General features: G+C 36.3%; 15 protein-coding genes. 8 read left to right on the forward strand and 7 right to left on the reverse strand.

Translation table 11 applies throughout. The annotated features are described in order from the left end of the window. Positions 1-64 precede the first annotated feature (64 nt). Complete coding sequence (locus BUC16_RS11760; protein ID WP_073370814.1) at positions 65-2305, forward strand: cation:proton antiporter domain-containing protein; 2241 nt, start codon at positions 65-67, stop codon at positions 2303-2305. Between the two features lie 98 nt (positions 2306-2403). Here the strand turns inward: BUC16_RS11760 and guaB are convergent, their stop codons facing one another. The 4 genes from guaB to BUC16_RS11780 all read right to left on the reverse strand — a co-directional run bounded on the left by guaB (position 2404) and on the right by BUC16_RS11780 (position 6935). Then, complete coding sequence (gene guaB / locus BUC16_RS11765) at positions 2404-3876, reverse strand: IMP dehydrogenase (RefSeq protein WP_073370816.1); 1473 nt, start codon at positions 3874-3876, stop codon at positions 2404-2406. 210 nt (positions 3877-4086) lie between these two features. Continuing rightward, complete coding sequence (locus BUC16_RS11770; RefSeq protein ID WP_073370818.1) at positions 4087-5478, reverse strand: DUF5723 family protein; 1392 nt, start codon at positions 5476-5478, stop codon at positions 4087-4089. After that, entirely contained in the window at positions 5475-6011 is a 537-nt protein-coding gene (locus tag BUC16_RS11775; protein WP_073370820.1) for a hypothetical protein, read from the reverse strand. Before BUC16_RS11775 ends, BUC16_RS11770 begins: the two co-directional genes overlap by 4 nt. Positions 6012-6071: 60 nt before the next feature. Then, positions 6072-6935, reverse strand: a complete 864-nt coding sequence (locus tag BUC16_RS11780) for a hydroxymethylglutaryl-CoA lyase (protein WP_073370822.1) — start codon at positions 6933-6935, stop codon at positions 6072-6074. A 197-nt stretch (positions 6936-7132) separates the two neighbouring features. Here BUC16_RS11780 and BUC16_RS11785 point away from each other — a divergent pair, with 197 nt between their 5' ends. Both BUC16_RS11785 and BUC16_RS11790 read left to right on the forward strand, forming a co-directional pair. Continuing rightward, complete coding sequence (locus BUC16_RS11785) at positions 7133-7744, forward strand: SatD family protein (protein ID WP_073370823.1); 612 nt, start codon at positions 7133-7135, stop codon at positions 7742-7744. Next, complete coding sequence (locus tag BUC16_RS11790; RefSeq protein ID WP_073370825.1) at positions 7741-8454, forward strand: DUF3307 domain-containing protein; 714 nt, start codon at positions 7741-7743, stop codon at positions 8452-8454. The genes BUC16_RS11785 and BUC16_RS11790 overlap by 4 nt, the downstream gene beginning before the upstream one ends. On the opposite strand, the gene BUC16_RS11795 is transcribed toward BUC16_RS11790, so the two are convergent. Next, positions 8437-9459, reverse strand: a complete 1023-nt coding sequence (locus BUC16_RS11795; RefSeq protein ID WP_073370827.1) for a quinone-dependent dihydroorotate dehydrogenase — start codon at positions 9457-9459, stop codon at positions 8437-8439. The genes BUC16_RS11790 and BUC16_RS11795 overlap by 18 nt on opposite strands. Positions 9460-9922: 463 nt before the next feature. On the opposite strand from BUC16_RS11795, the gene BUC16_RS11800 reads away from it, so the two are divergent. From BUC16_RS11800 to BUC16_RS11820, 5 genes are all read left to right on the forward strand, one after another. Next, entirely contained in the window at positions 9923-10504 is a 582-nt protein-coding gene (locus BUC16_RS11800; RefSeq protein ID WP_073370828.1) for a YceI family protein, read from the forward strand. 32 nt (positions 10505-10536) lie between these two features. Then, positions 10537-11931 (forward strand): hypothetical protein, encoded by a 1395-nt coding sequence (locus BUC16_RS11805; RefSeq protein ID WP_073370830.1) that lies wholly within the window; start codon positions 10537-10539, stop codon positions 11929-11931. Positions 11932-12002: 71 nt separating this feature from the next. Then, complete coding sequence (locus BUC16_RS11810; protein WP_073370832.1) at positions 12003-12623, forward strand: YceI family protein; 621 nt, start codon at positions 12003-12005, stop codon at positions 12621-12623. Between the two features lie 136 nt (positions 12624-12759). Next, the gene (gene prmA / locus BUC16_RS11815; protein WP_073370833.1) at positions 12760-13593 is read left to right on the forward strand and encodes a 50S ribosomal protein L11 methyltransferase; all 834 of its coding nucleotides are present in this window, start codon (positions 12760-12762) and stop codon (positions 13591-13593) included. Between the two features lie 233 nt (positions 13594-13826). Continuing rightward, the gene (locus BUC16_RS11820) at positions 13827-14102 is read left to right on the forward strand and encodes an ATP-dependent Clp protease adaptor ClpS (RefSeq protein WP_073370835.1); all 276 of its coding nucleotides are present in this window, start codon (positions 13827-13829) and stop codon (positions 14100-14102) included. A gap of 78 nt (positions 14103-14180) precedes the next feature. On the opposite strand, the gene BUC16_RS11825 is transcribed toward BUC16_RS11820, so the two are convergent. Together BUC16_RS11825 and BUC16_RS11830 are read right to left on the reverse strand one after the other, a co-directional pair. Beyond that, positions 14181-14594, reverse strand: coding sequence for a DUF6691 family protein (locus tag BUC16_RS11825; RefSeq protein WP_073370836.1), 414 nt, complete (start codon positions 14592-14594; stop codon positions 14181-14183). A 3-nt stretch (positions 14595-14597) separates the two neighbouring features. Next, positions 14598-15155 carry a YeeE/YedE family protein gene (locus BUC16_RS11830; protein ID WP_073370838.1) on the reverse strand — a complete coding sequence of 186 codons (558 nt, stop codon included), beginning with the start codon at positions 15153-15155 and terminating at the stop codon, positions 14598-14600. Positions 15156-15303 lie beyond the last annotated feature (148 nt).

A 15303-nucleotide genomic window follows, 5' to 3' on the forward strand; every position in this document is an offset into this window, starting at 1 on the left:
TGAAATAAAGTTTTTTTGTAACTTACCAAAATACAAAAAGAACAGTAAACACAACTATACGCCTATGAGTCCAGCAGAAAAAGCAGCAGAAATTTCACATCACTTGCAGCCATTAATCAGCGATTTGGGATTGATTCTCATGACTGCTGGAATTGCCGTTTTGATTTTTAAAAAATTAAAACAACCCCTTGTTTTGGGTTATTTAATTGCGGGTTTTTTGGCCGGAAACCATTTTGATTTTTTCCCTTCAGTAAAAGAAATCAAAAGCGTGGAGGTTTGGGCCGAAATTGGCGTCATCTTTTTGTTGTTCAGTTTGGGTCTCGAATTCAGCTTCAAGAAATTAATGAAAGTGGGCGGAACGGCCTCCATTACTGCGGGAACACAAATTGTTACCATGTGTATTCTGGGTTATGCCGTTGGCCAATGGATGGATTGGTCTCAAATGGACAGTATTTTTTTGGGCGTGATTCTCTCCATATCTTCTACCACGATTATTTTAAAATCCTTTGATGAATTAGGTGTAAAAACCCAAAAGTTTGCTGGAATAGTCATTGGCTCCTTGATTGTTCAAGACATACTGGCCATTTTAATGATGGTTTTATTGTCAACAGTTGCCGCGAGCAGCCAGTTTTCTGGAACCGATCTTTTAATGTCCGTATTAAAACTCGTGTTTTTCCTCGTGATTTGGTTTTTGGGAGGTATTTTTATCATTCCAACAGTACTCAAAAAAACCAAACATTTACTGACCGACGAAATGTTGCTTATCATTTCATTGGCCTTGTGCTTGACAATGGTCAGCTTGGCTGCAAATGTTGGTTTTTCGCCTGCGCTTGGTGCTTTCATAATGGGCTCCATCATTGCAGAAACCACGCAGGCCGAGCATATTGAACATTTGGTAAAACCCGTAAAAGATTTGTTTGGAGCCGTTTTTTTTGTGTCAGTCGGGATGTTGATCGCCCCCGAGGCCTTGTACGAGCATGCTATTCCTGTAGTAATCCTTTCATTTGTCACCATTTTTGGACAATCCATCAGTTCCACTTTTGGAGCTTTATTATCGGGGCAACCCTTGAAAGATTCCATAAGAACAGGAATGAGTTTGTCACAAATTGGGGAATTTTCTTTTATCATTGCCACTTTGGGCGTGACATTGAAAGCCACAAATTCTTTTTTATATCCAATAGTGGTGGCGGTTTCGGCCGTTACGGTATTTACGACCCCATTTATGGTTAAATATTCGCTGCCTTTTTCTGAATATTTGGCACATAATTTACCCCGTAAATGGACCAAACGAATCGAACGCTATTCCGCCAGTACCCAAGCGATAAAAACAGTTAGTTTATGGCAAACCGTAATCAATGCTTTTTTGATTCAGGTAGTTGCACTTGTCGTAATCATTCTTGGCATTATTTTGCTTTCTTCCCGCTACATATTGCCTTTGGTGAAAGATTATCATTTGGGGAATTCTATGGGAGCCTTGATAACATTGAGTATAATAGCCCCTTTTTTGTGGGCACTTGCTTTTCGAAGAGTAGCCATCAGGGAAGTAGAACAATTAATGCAAGACCGTAAATCCCGCGGCCCATTGACGATGCTGTTTTTCATACGCATTTTATTGTCCATTTTCTTCATTGGTTTGTTGTTGAACTTCTTCTTCTCTCCAAAAATTGCTTTGATTGCATTAATAATTGCAGTCATAATTTATTTGCTTTTCCAAAAGAAACTACACGTTCAATACCACAAAATCGAGAATCATTTCTTGGCCAATTTACACGGCAGGGAAATAGACAGGGCCAAAAGAAGTCGAAGCGATTTAACGCCTTGGGATGGTCACATGGCGGTTTTTGATATTGCTGACGAATCCAATATAGCGGGAAAAACATTGAAAAACCTGAAACTCCGAGAACTATTGGGCGTGAATATTGTCTCCATCAAAAGAGGTGAAATCACTATTCATATCCCTCAGGCCAATGAGCGTATTTTCCCGGGAGACGAAGTTTGTGTCATTGGAACTGATGAACAAGTCCAGGAATTCAAAAAATATCTGGACAAACATGAAATGGACGTTTCTCCAGTAATCAAAGATCCCGATATTGTTTTGCGTCAAATCGAATTAAAAAATCACGTTTTCCACGGAAAGAGTATCAAAGAATCTAGACTACGCGAGAAAACAAAAGGACTGATTGTGGGCATCGAAAAAAGAGGAAACCGAATCTTGAACCCGGAATCCTATGTCATTCTGGAAAAAGACGACATCCTGTGGATTGTGGGAGACCGAAAACTTTTGACGGATTTGGTTCACGATTAAACTATTACAATCAGAATAAAAAAAAGGTGCAAGAACTGAATCTTGCACCTTTTTGACTTTTATAATTTACCTCGATTCTTTGACTTCTTGGCAAAAAATTATCTCGAATAATTCGGAGCTTCTTTTGTGATGGTCACATTATGCGGATGACTTTCGTTGATACCACTGGCAGTAATGCGAACAAAACGACCTGAATCTTGCAAAGTCGCAATGTCTTTGGAACCACAATATCCCATACCGGCACGAAGACCACCTATGAATTGTTGCATGCTTTCGTTCAACTCTCCTTTATAAGGCACGCGACCCACGATTCCTTCCGGCACCAGTTTCTTCACATCGTCTTCCACGTCTTGGAAATAACGGTCTTTCGAACCTTCCTGCATCGCTTCAACAGAACCCATTCCTCGATAAGACTTGAATTTTCTTCCTTCAAAAATGATGGTTTCTCCTGGAGATTCCATTGTTCCGGCCAATAATGACCCTAGCATCACGCAATCAGCACCTGCAGCAATCGCTTTAGGAATATCTCCCGTGTAACGAATTCCACCATCGGCAATCACGGGAACTCCAGTCCCTTTTATGGCTGCAGCTACTTCAAGAACGGCAGAAAATTGAGGAAAACCAACACCTGCAACGATTCTGGTTGTACAAATAGAACCAGGTCCTATTCCTACTTTCACGCCATCGGCACCATTTTCCACTAAATATTTGGCAGCTTCTGGAGTGGCGATATTTCCAACAATAACATCAAGATTTGGAAATTTGGCTTTCACGGCTTTCAATACATCCACCACGCCTTTTGTATGTCCGTGGGCGGTATCAATAATTACGGCATCTACTCCGGCGTTAACCAAAGCAGTAGCTCTTTCGACTGCATCGGCAGTAACTCCCAAAGCGGCAGCTACTCTCAAACGACCAAATTTATCTTTATTGGCATTTGGTTTTTGGGTCAATTTAGTGATGTCTCTAAACGTGATTAAACCAACCAACTCGTTTTTGGCATTTACAACCGGTAATTTTTCGATTTTATATCCTTGCAAAACAACCTCGGCTTGTGCCAATGAAGTTCCTTCGGCAACGGTAACCAAGTTTTCACTTGTCATTATTTCGACGATAGGTCTTGCATTGTTTTTTTCGAAACGCAAATCCCTGTTGGTAACAATTCCTTTCAAAATTCTATTTTCGTCCACAATTGGAATACCACCAATACCATATTCTTTCATGGCACTTTTGGCATCGGCAACTGTAGAAGTCAATGGTAAAGTAACTGGATCGATGATCATGCCGGACTCGGCACGTTTTACTTTGCGAACTTTGGTAGCTTGCTGTTCGATAGTCATATTCTTGTGCAAAACACCTATTCCTCCTTCTTGAGCCATGGCAATTGCCATATCACTTTCGGTAACGGTATCCATGGCTGCGGACACAATTGGAACATTAAGCGTAATATTTCTGGAGAATTTTGATTTAATACTTACTTCGCGGGGAAGTACATTCGAATAATTCGGAACTAATAATACATCATCGTAAGTTAAACCTTCGCCGATAATCTTTGAGTTATGTGCTATCATTGCAATTTGAAGTTGTAGTTAAATTGCGTGCAAATTTAAGCAATCTTAAGCAGATATACATTATAAATAAAAAATTAAATCTGTAGTACATCTATTTTTCTAATTATAACCTGGGTTTGATTCTAAAAAACAGCACAAATTTTTCAATGGAAAAATCAAATCATTCACTGTTAATAACGTTCTAAAGAAGAAGTTCGAAACAAATTTCGTTTAGTCAGGCGTATTTTTATCTGGAAAAATGATATTGAACCCCAATTGAAAGGACAAACTATTGGCCTTGCTAATATCCTGATATTCCAAAAGGTTGTCGGCAAGAACATAAAAATTGACTTTACCAATGGTAGTCGACAATCCCAAACCAATATTTTTGGAAGAAAAAGAATCAACCGTATAAGTGGCTTTCATTTCCAACGAATCGAAAAACCTCCTTCTATAATAAGCAGTCAAAGCCATAAGCGGCGATCGTGGTGCCGACATTGCAAACAACTGCGCTCCAACGGAATTCTTGTAAACCATTTCATTGTCACCTAGACAATTACATTCGGAATCCCTGCCGTCCCCAAAAGAATATTGGATGGAAGAATTAAATTTTAAAGGCCTCCAAGTAGTGTATTTATAATTTAATGTGTCCAAAGGAATGGCATCCTCAAATTCTTGTACCAAATCATTTGTGTTTCCGGCAATAAAATCAGGCGTCAATCCTTCTGCTTTATAATATCCTTTATAACTGTAACTCTGGAATTCCTTGGTGTGACTAATAAAACCAATATCTATTAAACTTGCCGTAAATTGAACATTTTTTCGAGGATAATAGGTCAACCCCAAATCCAATCCCAAACCTAGATTTCCTCCTAAAAAAGCCTTTTTCATAATATCACTATTGACATTTCCCGCATAATTATCGATATAATTTGTAAATCCAGAGGTATTGACCAACATATCTGATGAAATAACCTGCTCATAGATGGAATTAGTACCCTGAATGGTGTAGAAATAACCTGAGTTTTTTGTCGAAGAAACATTAAAAATACTCGAATAAATCTTGGCACGAGCACCCAGAATTAATTCTTCATTTACATTTTTATGAATCCCAAAATGAAAAACAGAAAGCATTTCTCCTCTGGTAGTCAAATCGCCCAAATCGAAAACTTTGCCCAAATGAGGCTGGTTTCCGTCCAAAGCCAATATGGCAAAATCTTTAGGCACATAAGTGAATACATCCATTTCTTGGTACATTCCAAAAGAGACATAAGAGCCTTCCTGCCAATCCCCCAATTTAAAACCGCCGCTAAAGATTTCCAATTGTTCATTTATGGAAACCTTGTCGTTTCTTGAAGTAGAAAACACGACATTTCTCAGTTTGACATTAAAATCAACTCCATTGTCGGCAAACAAATCATATACGGAAAAACCACTGGAACCCACATTTGTAGAAATTCCAGACAACAAAGGAATGCCTACAAACCAATTGTATTTAACATCGGAACCTGGATTTGTCAACAAAGATTGGGGTGTCGAAGTGAAATTGTATAAAATTTGCCTGTTTTGCGAAAAGCAACTAAATGCCACAAAAAAGATGAAAAGCAATACTGTTTTTCTCATTCCACTACAAAATAAAGAGTGGCACTTGAACGCAATTTCAAACTCCCCAAACTATTCTCGCTCAAAGCTGGCCCAGGCAACAAGGTAACAACAAAAGCAACCTTGGAAGTTTTTTTCAATAAATCAAGTTTGACATTTTGAAATATTTCGGTTTTTGTGACCAAGTTTTGTGTGCCGGAATAGGCCGGGATATTAAATGGAATGGTGTAAATAGCTGCATTATTGGCATCAACAAAAAAAATATTAATCCTGAAACCTCTATTTATGGTATTGTTATATTCGAAAAAGAAATCGGCCCTGGTCAGGTTTTCATCAAAAAACGATTCTTTGAAAACATCAAAATCCATCAAATCACCAGACACGGTTTGTTCCACTCCTCCATCCACAAATTGATGGGCTTGAACATCAAAAGTCGCTAGATTTGTAACAACAACAGGTTCCAACTTCAAATCATTGACCTGATTGAAATCTAAATCGCTGGAACACGATAGAGAAAAAATGCAGAGGAAAACTATTCCTATTTTTTTTTTCATGCTATTCAATATCTTGGAAAAGTTAGAGATACAACGAAGTTATTGGTTTTTTATTATTTTCTAATGAAAGGCCTTGAATATTTTTGTAGCTTCATTGTAAGCACTTTCAAAACTCATGGCGCTTACATTTGTGTTTTCTTTTTTCGAAGTAAAATACGAGACTAATTTCTCGGTAGGCATATTGCCCGTCAGGATATCTTTGGCCATTGGACAACCGCCAAAACCCTGAATCGCACCATCAAAACGACGGCAACCCGAATTATAGGCTGCATCCATTTTTTCGAACCATTTATCCGGCGTGGTGTGGAGATGGGCTCCAAACTCAATCTTGGGATATTTTGGAATTAAATGTGAAAACAAATACTGGATAACCTCTGGTGTTGAACTGCCGACAGTATCCGAAAGCGAAAGTATCTTCACTCCCATATTGGATAATTTTTCCGTCCATTCGCCCACGATTTCCACGTTCCAGGGATCACCATACGGATTCCCAAATCCCATCGAAAGATACGCCACGACTTCTTTATTGCTTTTCTCCGCAATCTCCATGATTTCTTCCAAAGTTATTACGGATTCTGCTATGGTTTTATGGGTATTACGCATTTGGAAATTCTCCGAAATCGAAAATGGAAATCCCAAATACTGAATGGATTTATGTTGCGAAGCGGCAATTGCTCCTTGTGTATTGGCAATAATGGCCAATAATTTACTTTGTGTTTGCGATAAGTCCAGTTGTGCCAAAACTTCGGCAGTGTCCTGCATTTGAGGAATGGCTTTAGGCGAAACAAAACTCCCAAAGTCTATGGTATCGAAACCCACACGCAACAACGATTGGATATAACTTACTTTTCGAGCCGTGGGGATAAATGTCTTTATTCCTTGCATGGCATCACGAGGGCATTCGATAAGTTTTATTGCTTCCATAGAAAACCAAAGATAAGGCAAAATCAGATTTCAGGAAATCGTTTTTTATTAATTTTTCAAACACATAAATATTACGCTTTTTGGTAATAATACAAATTATTACACTTTTTGGTAATAATAGAAATTATTACACTTTTTGGTAATAATTAAGAATGACAAATTGTTTTTTGAATTAATTTTTTAATTACATTTGAAATATGATAGGCATAATTACAGGAGACATAGTCAATTCAAGGAAATTATCATCCAAAATTTGGATCGATGGTTTAAAGAATTTATTGAATACTTTTGGTGAAAACCCAGTAGAATGGGACATCTACAGAGGTGACGAATTCCAGTTGGAAGTCAAAAATCCTGAAGAAGCCCTGATTATTGCTCTACAGATAAAATCTTATTTTAAAACGTTGAAACTTGACGTGAGAATGAGCATTGGTTTTGGAGACATAACCTATAAAGCGAAGAAAATTTCTGAAAGCAATGGTACTGCTTTTATACGTTCAGGAGAACTTTTTGAAACATTAAAAAAACAAAAAAATAATTTGGCCATCAATTCTGGCAACGAAGTATTCGATACAGAAATCAATTTGATGTTGCGATTGAGCTTGACTTTCATGAACAATTGGCTGGTACAATCAGCTGATTTTGTTTTGACGGCTATCGAAAACCCATCACTTTCGCAAGAAGAAATTGGGGTAAAACTAGGAATTAATCAAGCTGCCGTTAGTAGAAGAAGAAAACGTGCCCAATTTGATTTAGTGATGGAAATGGAAAATTATTTTAGAAATAAAATCAAAACCATCAGCACATGATTATTTTTGTAAAACTGCTTTTGGCGCATTTGTTAGGCGATTTTTTATTGCAACCCACTTCTTGGGTTTTGGATAAAGAAAATAAAAAACACAGAAGTAAATACCTCTATATTCACACTGTTTTACATGGGATTTTAGCTTGGTTATTCGTTGGCGAAATCGCTTTTGGCTGGTTTGCGCTAGCATTGGCTTTAGCACACGGATTCATAGATTTTTTGAAATTGAAATTCCAAAAGAAGAAAACAAAACGGAATTGGTTTGTGGCAGATCAAATTTTACATTTGATAACCATTGTTATAATCGCAAGTCTTTATAAAAACTTGTCCATTGATTTTACCAGTTTCAATAACCAGTTTTGGATCCTGATTACCGGAATTTTATTTCTGACAAAACCCACTTCGATAATCATCAAAAATATCATTTCGATTTGGACGCCAGAAAGCAATAACAAAAAAGACAATTCTCTGGAAAACGCCGGTAATTACATTGGAATATTTGAACGCCTATTTGTTTTTTGTTTTATACTCACAGGACATTTTGAAGCCATCGGATTTTTATTGGCCGCAAAATCTATTTTCCGTTTTGGCGATTTGAAAGAAGCCAAAGACCGAAAACTGACCGAATATGTACTTATCGGAACTCTTTTAAGTTTCGGAATTGCTTTACTGACGGGACTTTTAGTGCAATTTGGTTTATTGCATTCCTTTTAAAATCTTCTTGTTGATTGCCTTTATCAATGCTGGTCCTTCATAAATAAAACCGGTATAAAGTTGGACTAAACTAGCTCCCGCTTCGAGTTTTTCCAGGGCATCTTCTGGCGAATGAATTCCTCCCACTCCAATAATTGGAAATGCTTTGTTGCTTTTCTCGGAAAGAAAACGAATCACTTCAGTAGAGCGTTTTCCTAATGGTTTTCCAGACATTCCACCAGTTTCAATTTTGTTTTCGGATTGCAAACCTTCACGTGACAAAGTGGTATTGGTTGCAATGACTCCCGCAATTTTGGTTTCTTTTACAATATCTATGATGTCCAATAATTGGGAATCGGTCAAATCTGGAGCGATTTTCAACAGGATTGGTTTTTGCTTCGGCTTTGTCAAATTTTGATTTTGCAAAGTTTGCAATAATTGTTTCAGCGGCTCTTTTTCTTGTAGTTCACGTAGGTTAGGCGTGTTTGGCGAACTCACGTTTACCACAAAATAATCGACATAATCGTATAAGGCATCAAAGCAAATCAAGTAATCAGAAGTGGCGTCTTCATTGGGAGTCACTTTGTTTTTTCCAATATTTCCACCAACAAGCACTCCTTTATTCTTCTTCAATCGCTCAACAGCTTTTTGAACACCTCCATTATTGAAACCCATTCTGTTGACAAGGGCGTTGTCTTCTTTTAAACGAAAAATACGTTTTTTTGGATTACCCTCTTGTCCTTTTGGCGTAAGCGTGCCAATTTCGATAAATCCAAAACCCAGGTTGGACAATTCATTAAACAAGGAAGCGTCTTTATCCATTCCAGCGGCCAATCCTACAGGATTTTTGAACTTCAATCCGAAGACTTCTTTTTCCAATCGTTTGTCGTCGACAACATACAATGATTTAAAAAGCGATGGAATTCCAGGTATTTTAGATAGATTTCTAATTAATGAAAAAGTAAAATAATGAACCTTCTCAGGATCAAAACAAAAAAATATTGGGCGAATAATTTGTTTATACATAATTAATGTGTGTTGATGTGCAAAAGTAAAATTATCTATTCGATTTTGTAAATATTTAAGAAAAACATTTATAAAAATATTCCCCTTTGAATCGAAAACGTTTGAGTTAAATTATTGATTTCAAGCAAAATTTAAGCTTTTGTTAAGAATAAAGCAATGTGCAAAATAAATACCATTAGGACAAAAAAATAACTAACTATCTAAAAATCAATTTTTTTTAAAAGGATAAAACCCGCTTTTATCATCGGAAGAAGAATTTAACTTTTATAACAATAAATTAAAAAATATCATAATTAATCAGTAAAATAATAAAAAAACAATGTTTATTCAAATAAATATCCATAATATGACAATTGTCATATTAATCGTTAAACGATAAAAATATCTTTGTTAAAGAAAAATGTCACAGAATTCTACAACTAAAAAAAGTTAAAATTTATTTAAATAATTTAAATTAAAAACAATGACTACTTCACAAATTTCAAAATCTTTTACAATACTTTTAGCAAGTATTCTATTCACAATCTCCGGCGTTGCAAATGCACAAAACGCTTCCGTCATTTCACAAAATTCCTCCTTTATAGTACATGGCACTTCGACAATCCATGAATGGGATATGAAGACTACTAAATTCAACGGAGAATTAGGATTAAACGCAGCCAAACAGATTAATGCTGCCTCAATAAAAGTAGAAGTTAAATCTCTAAAAAGCGGCAAGGATGGTATGGATGACAAGGCTTATGAAGCATTCGACATCAAGAAAAATCCATACATCACTTTTCAGTTGACCGAAGTTTCTCCTGTAAAATTATCAGAAGGTGATACCGAAGTCACTTTAACAGGAAACTTGACCACGGCAGGAACAACAAGAAAAGTTAGCTTTAAAACAATTGCCAAAATCACCAAATCTGGTGACTATCAACTTAAAGGAAGTCTTCCATTAAAAATGACCGATTTTAAAATGAAACCACCAACAGCCATGTTTGGAACCATTAAAAGCGGAGATGCAGTTACCATAAAATTCGACGTAACCTTCAAAGGATAATTATACAATAAAATAAATTTAAAATTAAAATCATGAAAAAAGTATTTAAAACTTCATTAATAGCTGCAGCTATCTGTCTTTCAGGTAACATGATGGCTCAAAACGTAACTTTTGGCAATATACAAAACCAAATAAAAAGAGACCAGAGAGGCATAAACCAATTTGACGTGAAAAAAGACAGTGTGGAATTCAAAGGAATTAGCATTGATTTAGGTGGTGCATTCAACATGGATTTCCAAGCAATTAATTCATTCAATGACCAACCTACAAATTTTCCGGCTCCTTCAGATATTACTGGATATAGATTAATGAACCAGGAAAACAATTTCAACCTTCCTTCAGCTGATATGGCCATTGGAGCCCAATTGTTTGACGGTGTAAGAGTAAATCTAGATGTTTATTTATCTTCAAGACACCACAACGAAACTTATGTAAAAGGTGGATACTTGCAAATTGACAAGTTAGACTTCATCAAAAAAGATTTTATGGCAGATTTAATGAAATATACTACGATCAAAATCGGACAAATGGAGAACAACTTCGGTGATGCCCACTTCAGAGCTTCGGATAATGGTAATACAATTAAAAATGCGTTTGTTGGGAACAACATCATGAATTCATTCACTACTGAAATGGGAATGGAAGTGTATTACAACAGAAGCGGATTGGTAAGCATGTTGGGAATAACTAATGGAAATTTAAATCAAGGTACCAACGAAGTGACTTTTACTCCTGGTCCAGATAAACAAACAACAGTTAGTCCTTCAATCTTGGCTAAATTAGGATATGACAAACAAATCAACCAAGATTTGAGAGTAAGACTTACAGGTTCTTACTACCATAATGCAAACTTGGGTAACGCAAACATTTATTCAGCTAATAGATCAGGATTTGGTTACTGGGGTGTATTGAACAATAGCGCTTATACAAATAACGGCGTTGCTGTTCCTGCTAACTACAACGCGAAATCTACACCAGAAGCAACATTCAACCCTGCTTTTGGTAACTGGGCTACTTCTTATATGATTAACCCATTTGTAAAATACAAAGGTCTTGAATTCTTTGGAACTGTCGAATTAGCTTCAGGAGGAGACAAAGCTGGTTCTGATGACAAACGTACTGCCAACCAATATGCTGGAGAGCTTGTTTACAGATTTGGACAAACAGAAAAATTCTTTTTAGGAGCAAAATACAATACTGTATCCGGGAAACTTTCTAATGCTGATGCAAATGAAGTTAGTGTAAACAAAGTTGAAGCAAGCGCCGGTTGGTTTATGACTAAAAATATCTTGGCAAAATTACAATATGTTAGCCAAAACTATAATGATTACTCACAATATGTAGGAACTCCAGCTTCTGGAAATGCAAACAACTTTTACGGTGGTAAATTCAATGGTTTAGTATTTGAAGCCACAATTGCATTCTAACAAAAATTCCATTAAAACTGGCAAGAAATTGTCTTGCCAGTTTTTTATAAAAACGTCTTATTTTATCTGTCATGAAAAGGCTTATTAGATTTCTGGTATTATCTTTCATCATATTTCAGTCAGCGACAGCCCAATCTCTGGTTACTGCAGAAATACAAAAAAACAGTTCTTTGACCATTAATGGATCAACAAACCTATTGTCTTTCAAAATATATCAAGACGGAGACAAACTATCCAGAAACAAATTTACGGTTGCAACCACTCAAAATCAAAACAAAATATTTGTAACCCAAAATCAACTTTCGGTAATAGTCAAAAATTTTGTTTCCACTAATGTCTTGGCATTAAGAGATTTTTTCAAATTATTAAAATCTGATATCTCTCCTACCCTGCAAGTTCAACTCAGTTCTTTGGATTTACAACCCATCAATCAAAAGGGGAAAGTGTATAATGGTCAAGCAATAGTAAACATTACGATTACTGGCAAAACCAAACAATATGCAGTTCCAATTTCTTTCAACAACAATGGCAATGTTTACATAGTTGATGGTTGCAAAAAAATGAGCATACGCGATTTTGGTCTAACGCCGGAAACAAAAATGATGGGAATGATAAAAGTAAGCGAATGGATCGACGTTGATTTTCATATTATTTGTAAAATATCAACCAACAGAGAAATTGCAGCACTATAAAAATAGAGCTTAAAAAAAATAAAGTTTTTTCATGTTTATTTGGGGTTAAAAGAGGGTTGAGAATGTTCAATCCTCTTTTTTCGTTTTACACTATTCGATAAAAAGAGAAATACTACCTTTGCAAAAAAACAATCTTATGTCAAATATATATTTAGGCTATCATTTTACGGTTGAACCCAAAGAATTGGGTTCTGAAATTCTGATTGCCGAACTGGGAGAACTTCCTTTCGAAAGCTTTGTTGATACCGATTTGGGCATTGTTGCCTATATTCAAAAAGACCTTTGGGCAGACGGAATTTTGGATGATTTATTCATCTTGAAATCGCCTGAATTCACCATTTCATACAAAGTGGAAGAAATAGACCAAGTCAACTGGAACGAGGAATGGGAAAAAAATTTCGAACCTATCGATGTTGATGGAAAATGCCATGTTCGCGCTCCTTTCCATCCAAAAACCGCTGCCGAATTTGACATTGTAATTGAGCCGAAAATGAGTTTCGGAACCGGACACCACGAAACTACGCACATGATGATCCAGCATTTGTTGGAAATCGATGTCACTGGAATGAAAACCCTGGATATGGGTTGCGGAACAGCTATCTTGGCCATCTTGGCAGAAATGAAAGGCGCTCAACCCATTGACGCAATTGACATTGACAATTGGTGCTATTTGAATTCCATCGAAAATGCTGAACGCAACAATTGCAAACACATTACGGTTTATGAAGGTGATGCAACTTTGTTGAAAGACAAAAAATACGACTTGATTATTGCCAACATCAACAGAAATATTTTGTTGAACGACATGCAAAGTTACGTGGACTGTTTGAACCCAAAAGGAACCCTTTTATTGAGTGGTTTTTATACCGAAGACATTCCATTTATAGAAGCCTCTTGCACAGAAAAAGGCTTGACATATGTTAAAAAATTCGAAAGAAACAATTGGGTTTCACTAAAATACGTAAATTAGTAGCACCAAATGACAACAGTGGAAATCAACCAAAAAAATCAAATATAGTGGATTGGATATCAAAAAATATCCAGAATTGGAAAATCGATTTTAGAATCGTTTGAAAAAATTAAAAGCATTATTGAAGATTAAGCAACACTTTTAGAACTACGTAAAACTTTACGTTTCATGTTTAAAAAAAGTAAGTCGAGAACCAACTGTATTTTTATTTAAAACCTACAAATTATCTAAAAATGGGTACAAAAGAAAAAACAAGAACAAGAGTCAGTCAAAAAGAAGTTACATCAATAAACAATGAAATCATAGTCTATAATGACGATGTAAACACTTTTGACCACGTAATCGAAACCTTGATTCGGGTTTGTGACCACACCCCAGAACAAGCGGAACAATGTTCCTTGATTGTGCATTATAACGGGAAATGTACCGTAAAAACAGATGTGCTGGAAAAATTAAAACCACAATGCAGCCAATTACTCGAAGCAGGATTAAGTGCCGAGATTGTATAAATTTCTCATTCCATTATAAAAAAACAGGATTCTCTTAAATGAGAATCCTGTTTTTTTTTTTATGATCGTAATTATGGTTTAATGTGGCAATTTATCACGTATCAATCCATACAGGAAAGTTCCGAAAAGCGCTCCGAAAAGAACCAAAATCACGGGCAAAAATCCTGCCCCCAACAATATGAATATCGGACCGGGACAAGAACCAACCAAAGCCCAACCCAATCCAAAAAATATTCCGCCAATCCAAAACCGAATAGAACCCGGTTCTTTATCCTGAATTTCTATTGGCAAACCTTTGATGTCCTTGATGTTTTTACGCTTTATGATTTGGATTCCTATAACTCCAGTCACGACGGCAACCATGATAATTCCATACATGTGAAACGATTGAAACTGGAACATTTCATAGATTCTGTACCAAGAAACGGCTTCGGATTTTGTCAACACAATCCCGAATACAAACCCAACGATTAAATATTTTAATGCTCTCATGTCTTAAAAAAGTAAGGGTAAAATAAAATGACTCATAATCAATCCGCCGATAAAAAATCCAATTACGGCTTTCAACGATTTGATTTGCAAATTGCTCAATCCAGAAATGGCGTGACCCGAAGTACAACCGCTGGCGTAACGTGTTCCAAAACCTATTAAAATGCCTCCGACAATCAAGATCAAAACCATTTTTGGAGATTGGAAAACCTCGTTTGCAAATAAAGTATCGGGCAACAACTTTCCGTTTGGAGCATCGATTCCCAGTTGTGCCAATTGGGCAATTGTTTTGGGGTTGATGTCCACATTCGATGCGTCACCCATAAAATGAACCGCAACAAAACCACCAATCATTGCACCCAAAACCACCAATAAATTCCAACGGTATAATTTCCAGTCAAAATCAAAAAAAGACACGCGTTTTCCTATTCCAGTCATCGAACACAAAGTGCTCAAATTGGAAGACATCCCGAAAGCTTTCCCGAAATAAATCAGGCAAAGCATTATCATGCCTATCAAAAACCCTGAAAGATACCAAGGCCAAGTTTGAAAAATAACATCCATACTATTTCGTTTATTTAGACAAAAATAACACTTCCTATGCCATAAATAGAATTATTAAGGCAATATTGTTGTTTATGCCCACAATACCGTTTAAATTTGTTTCATGAATTAGACGCAAAAATTACGCACCCTTACTATTCTAAAAACA

It is taken from the genome of Flavobacterium fluvii (genome assembly GCF_900129545.1).
Classification (GTDB): domain Bacteria; phylum Bacteroidota; class Bacteroidia; order Flavobacteriales; family Flavobacteriaceae; genus Flavobacterium; species Flavobacterium fluvii.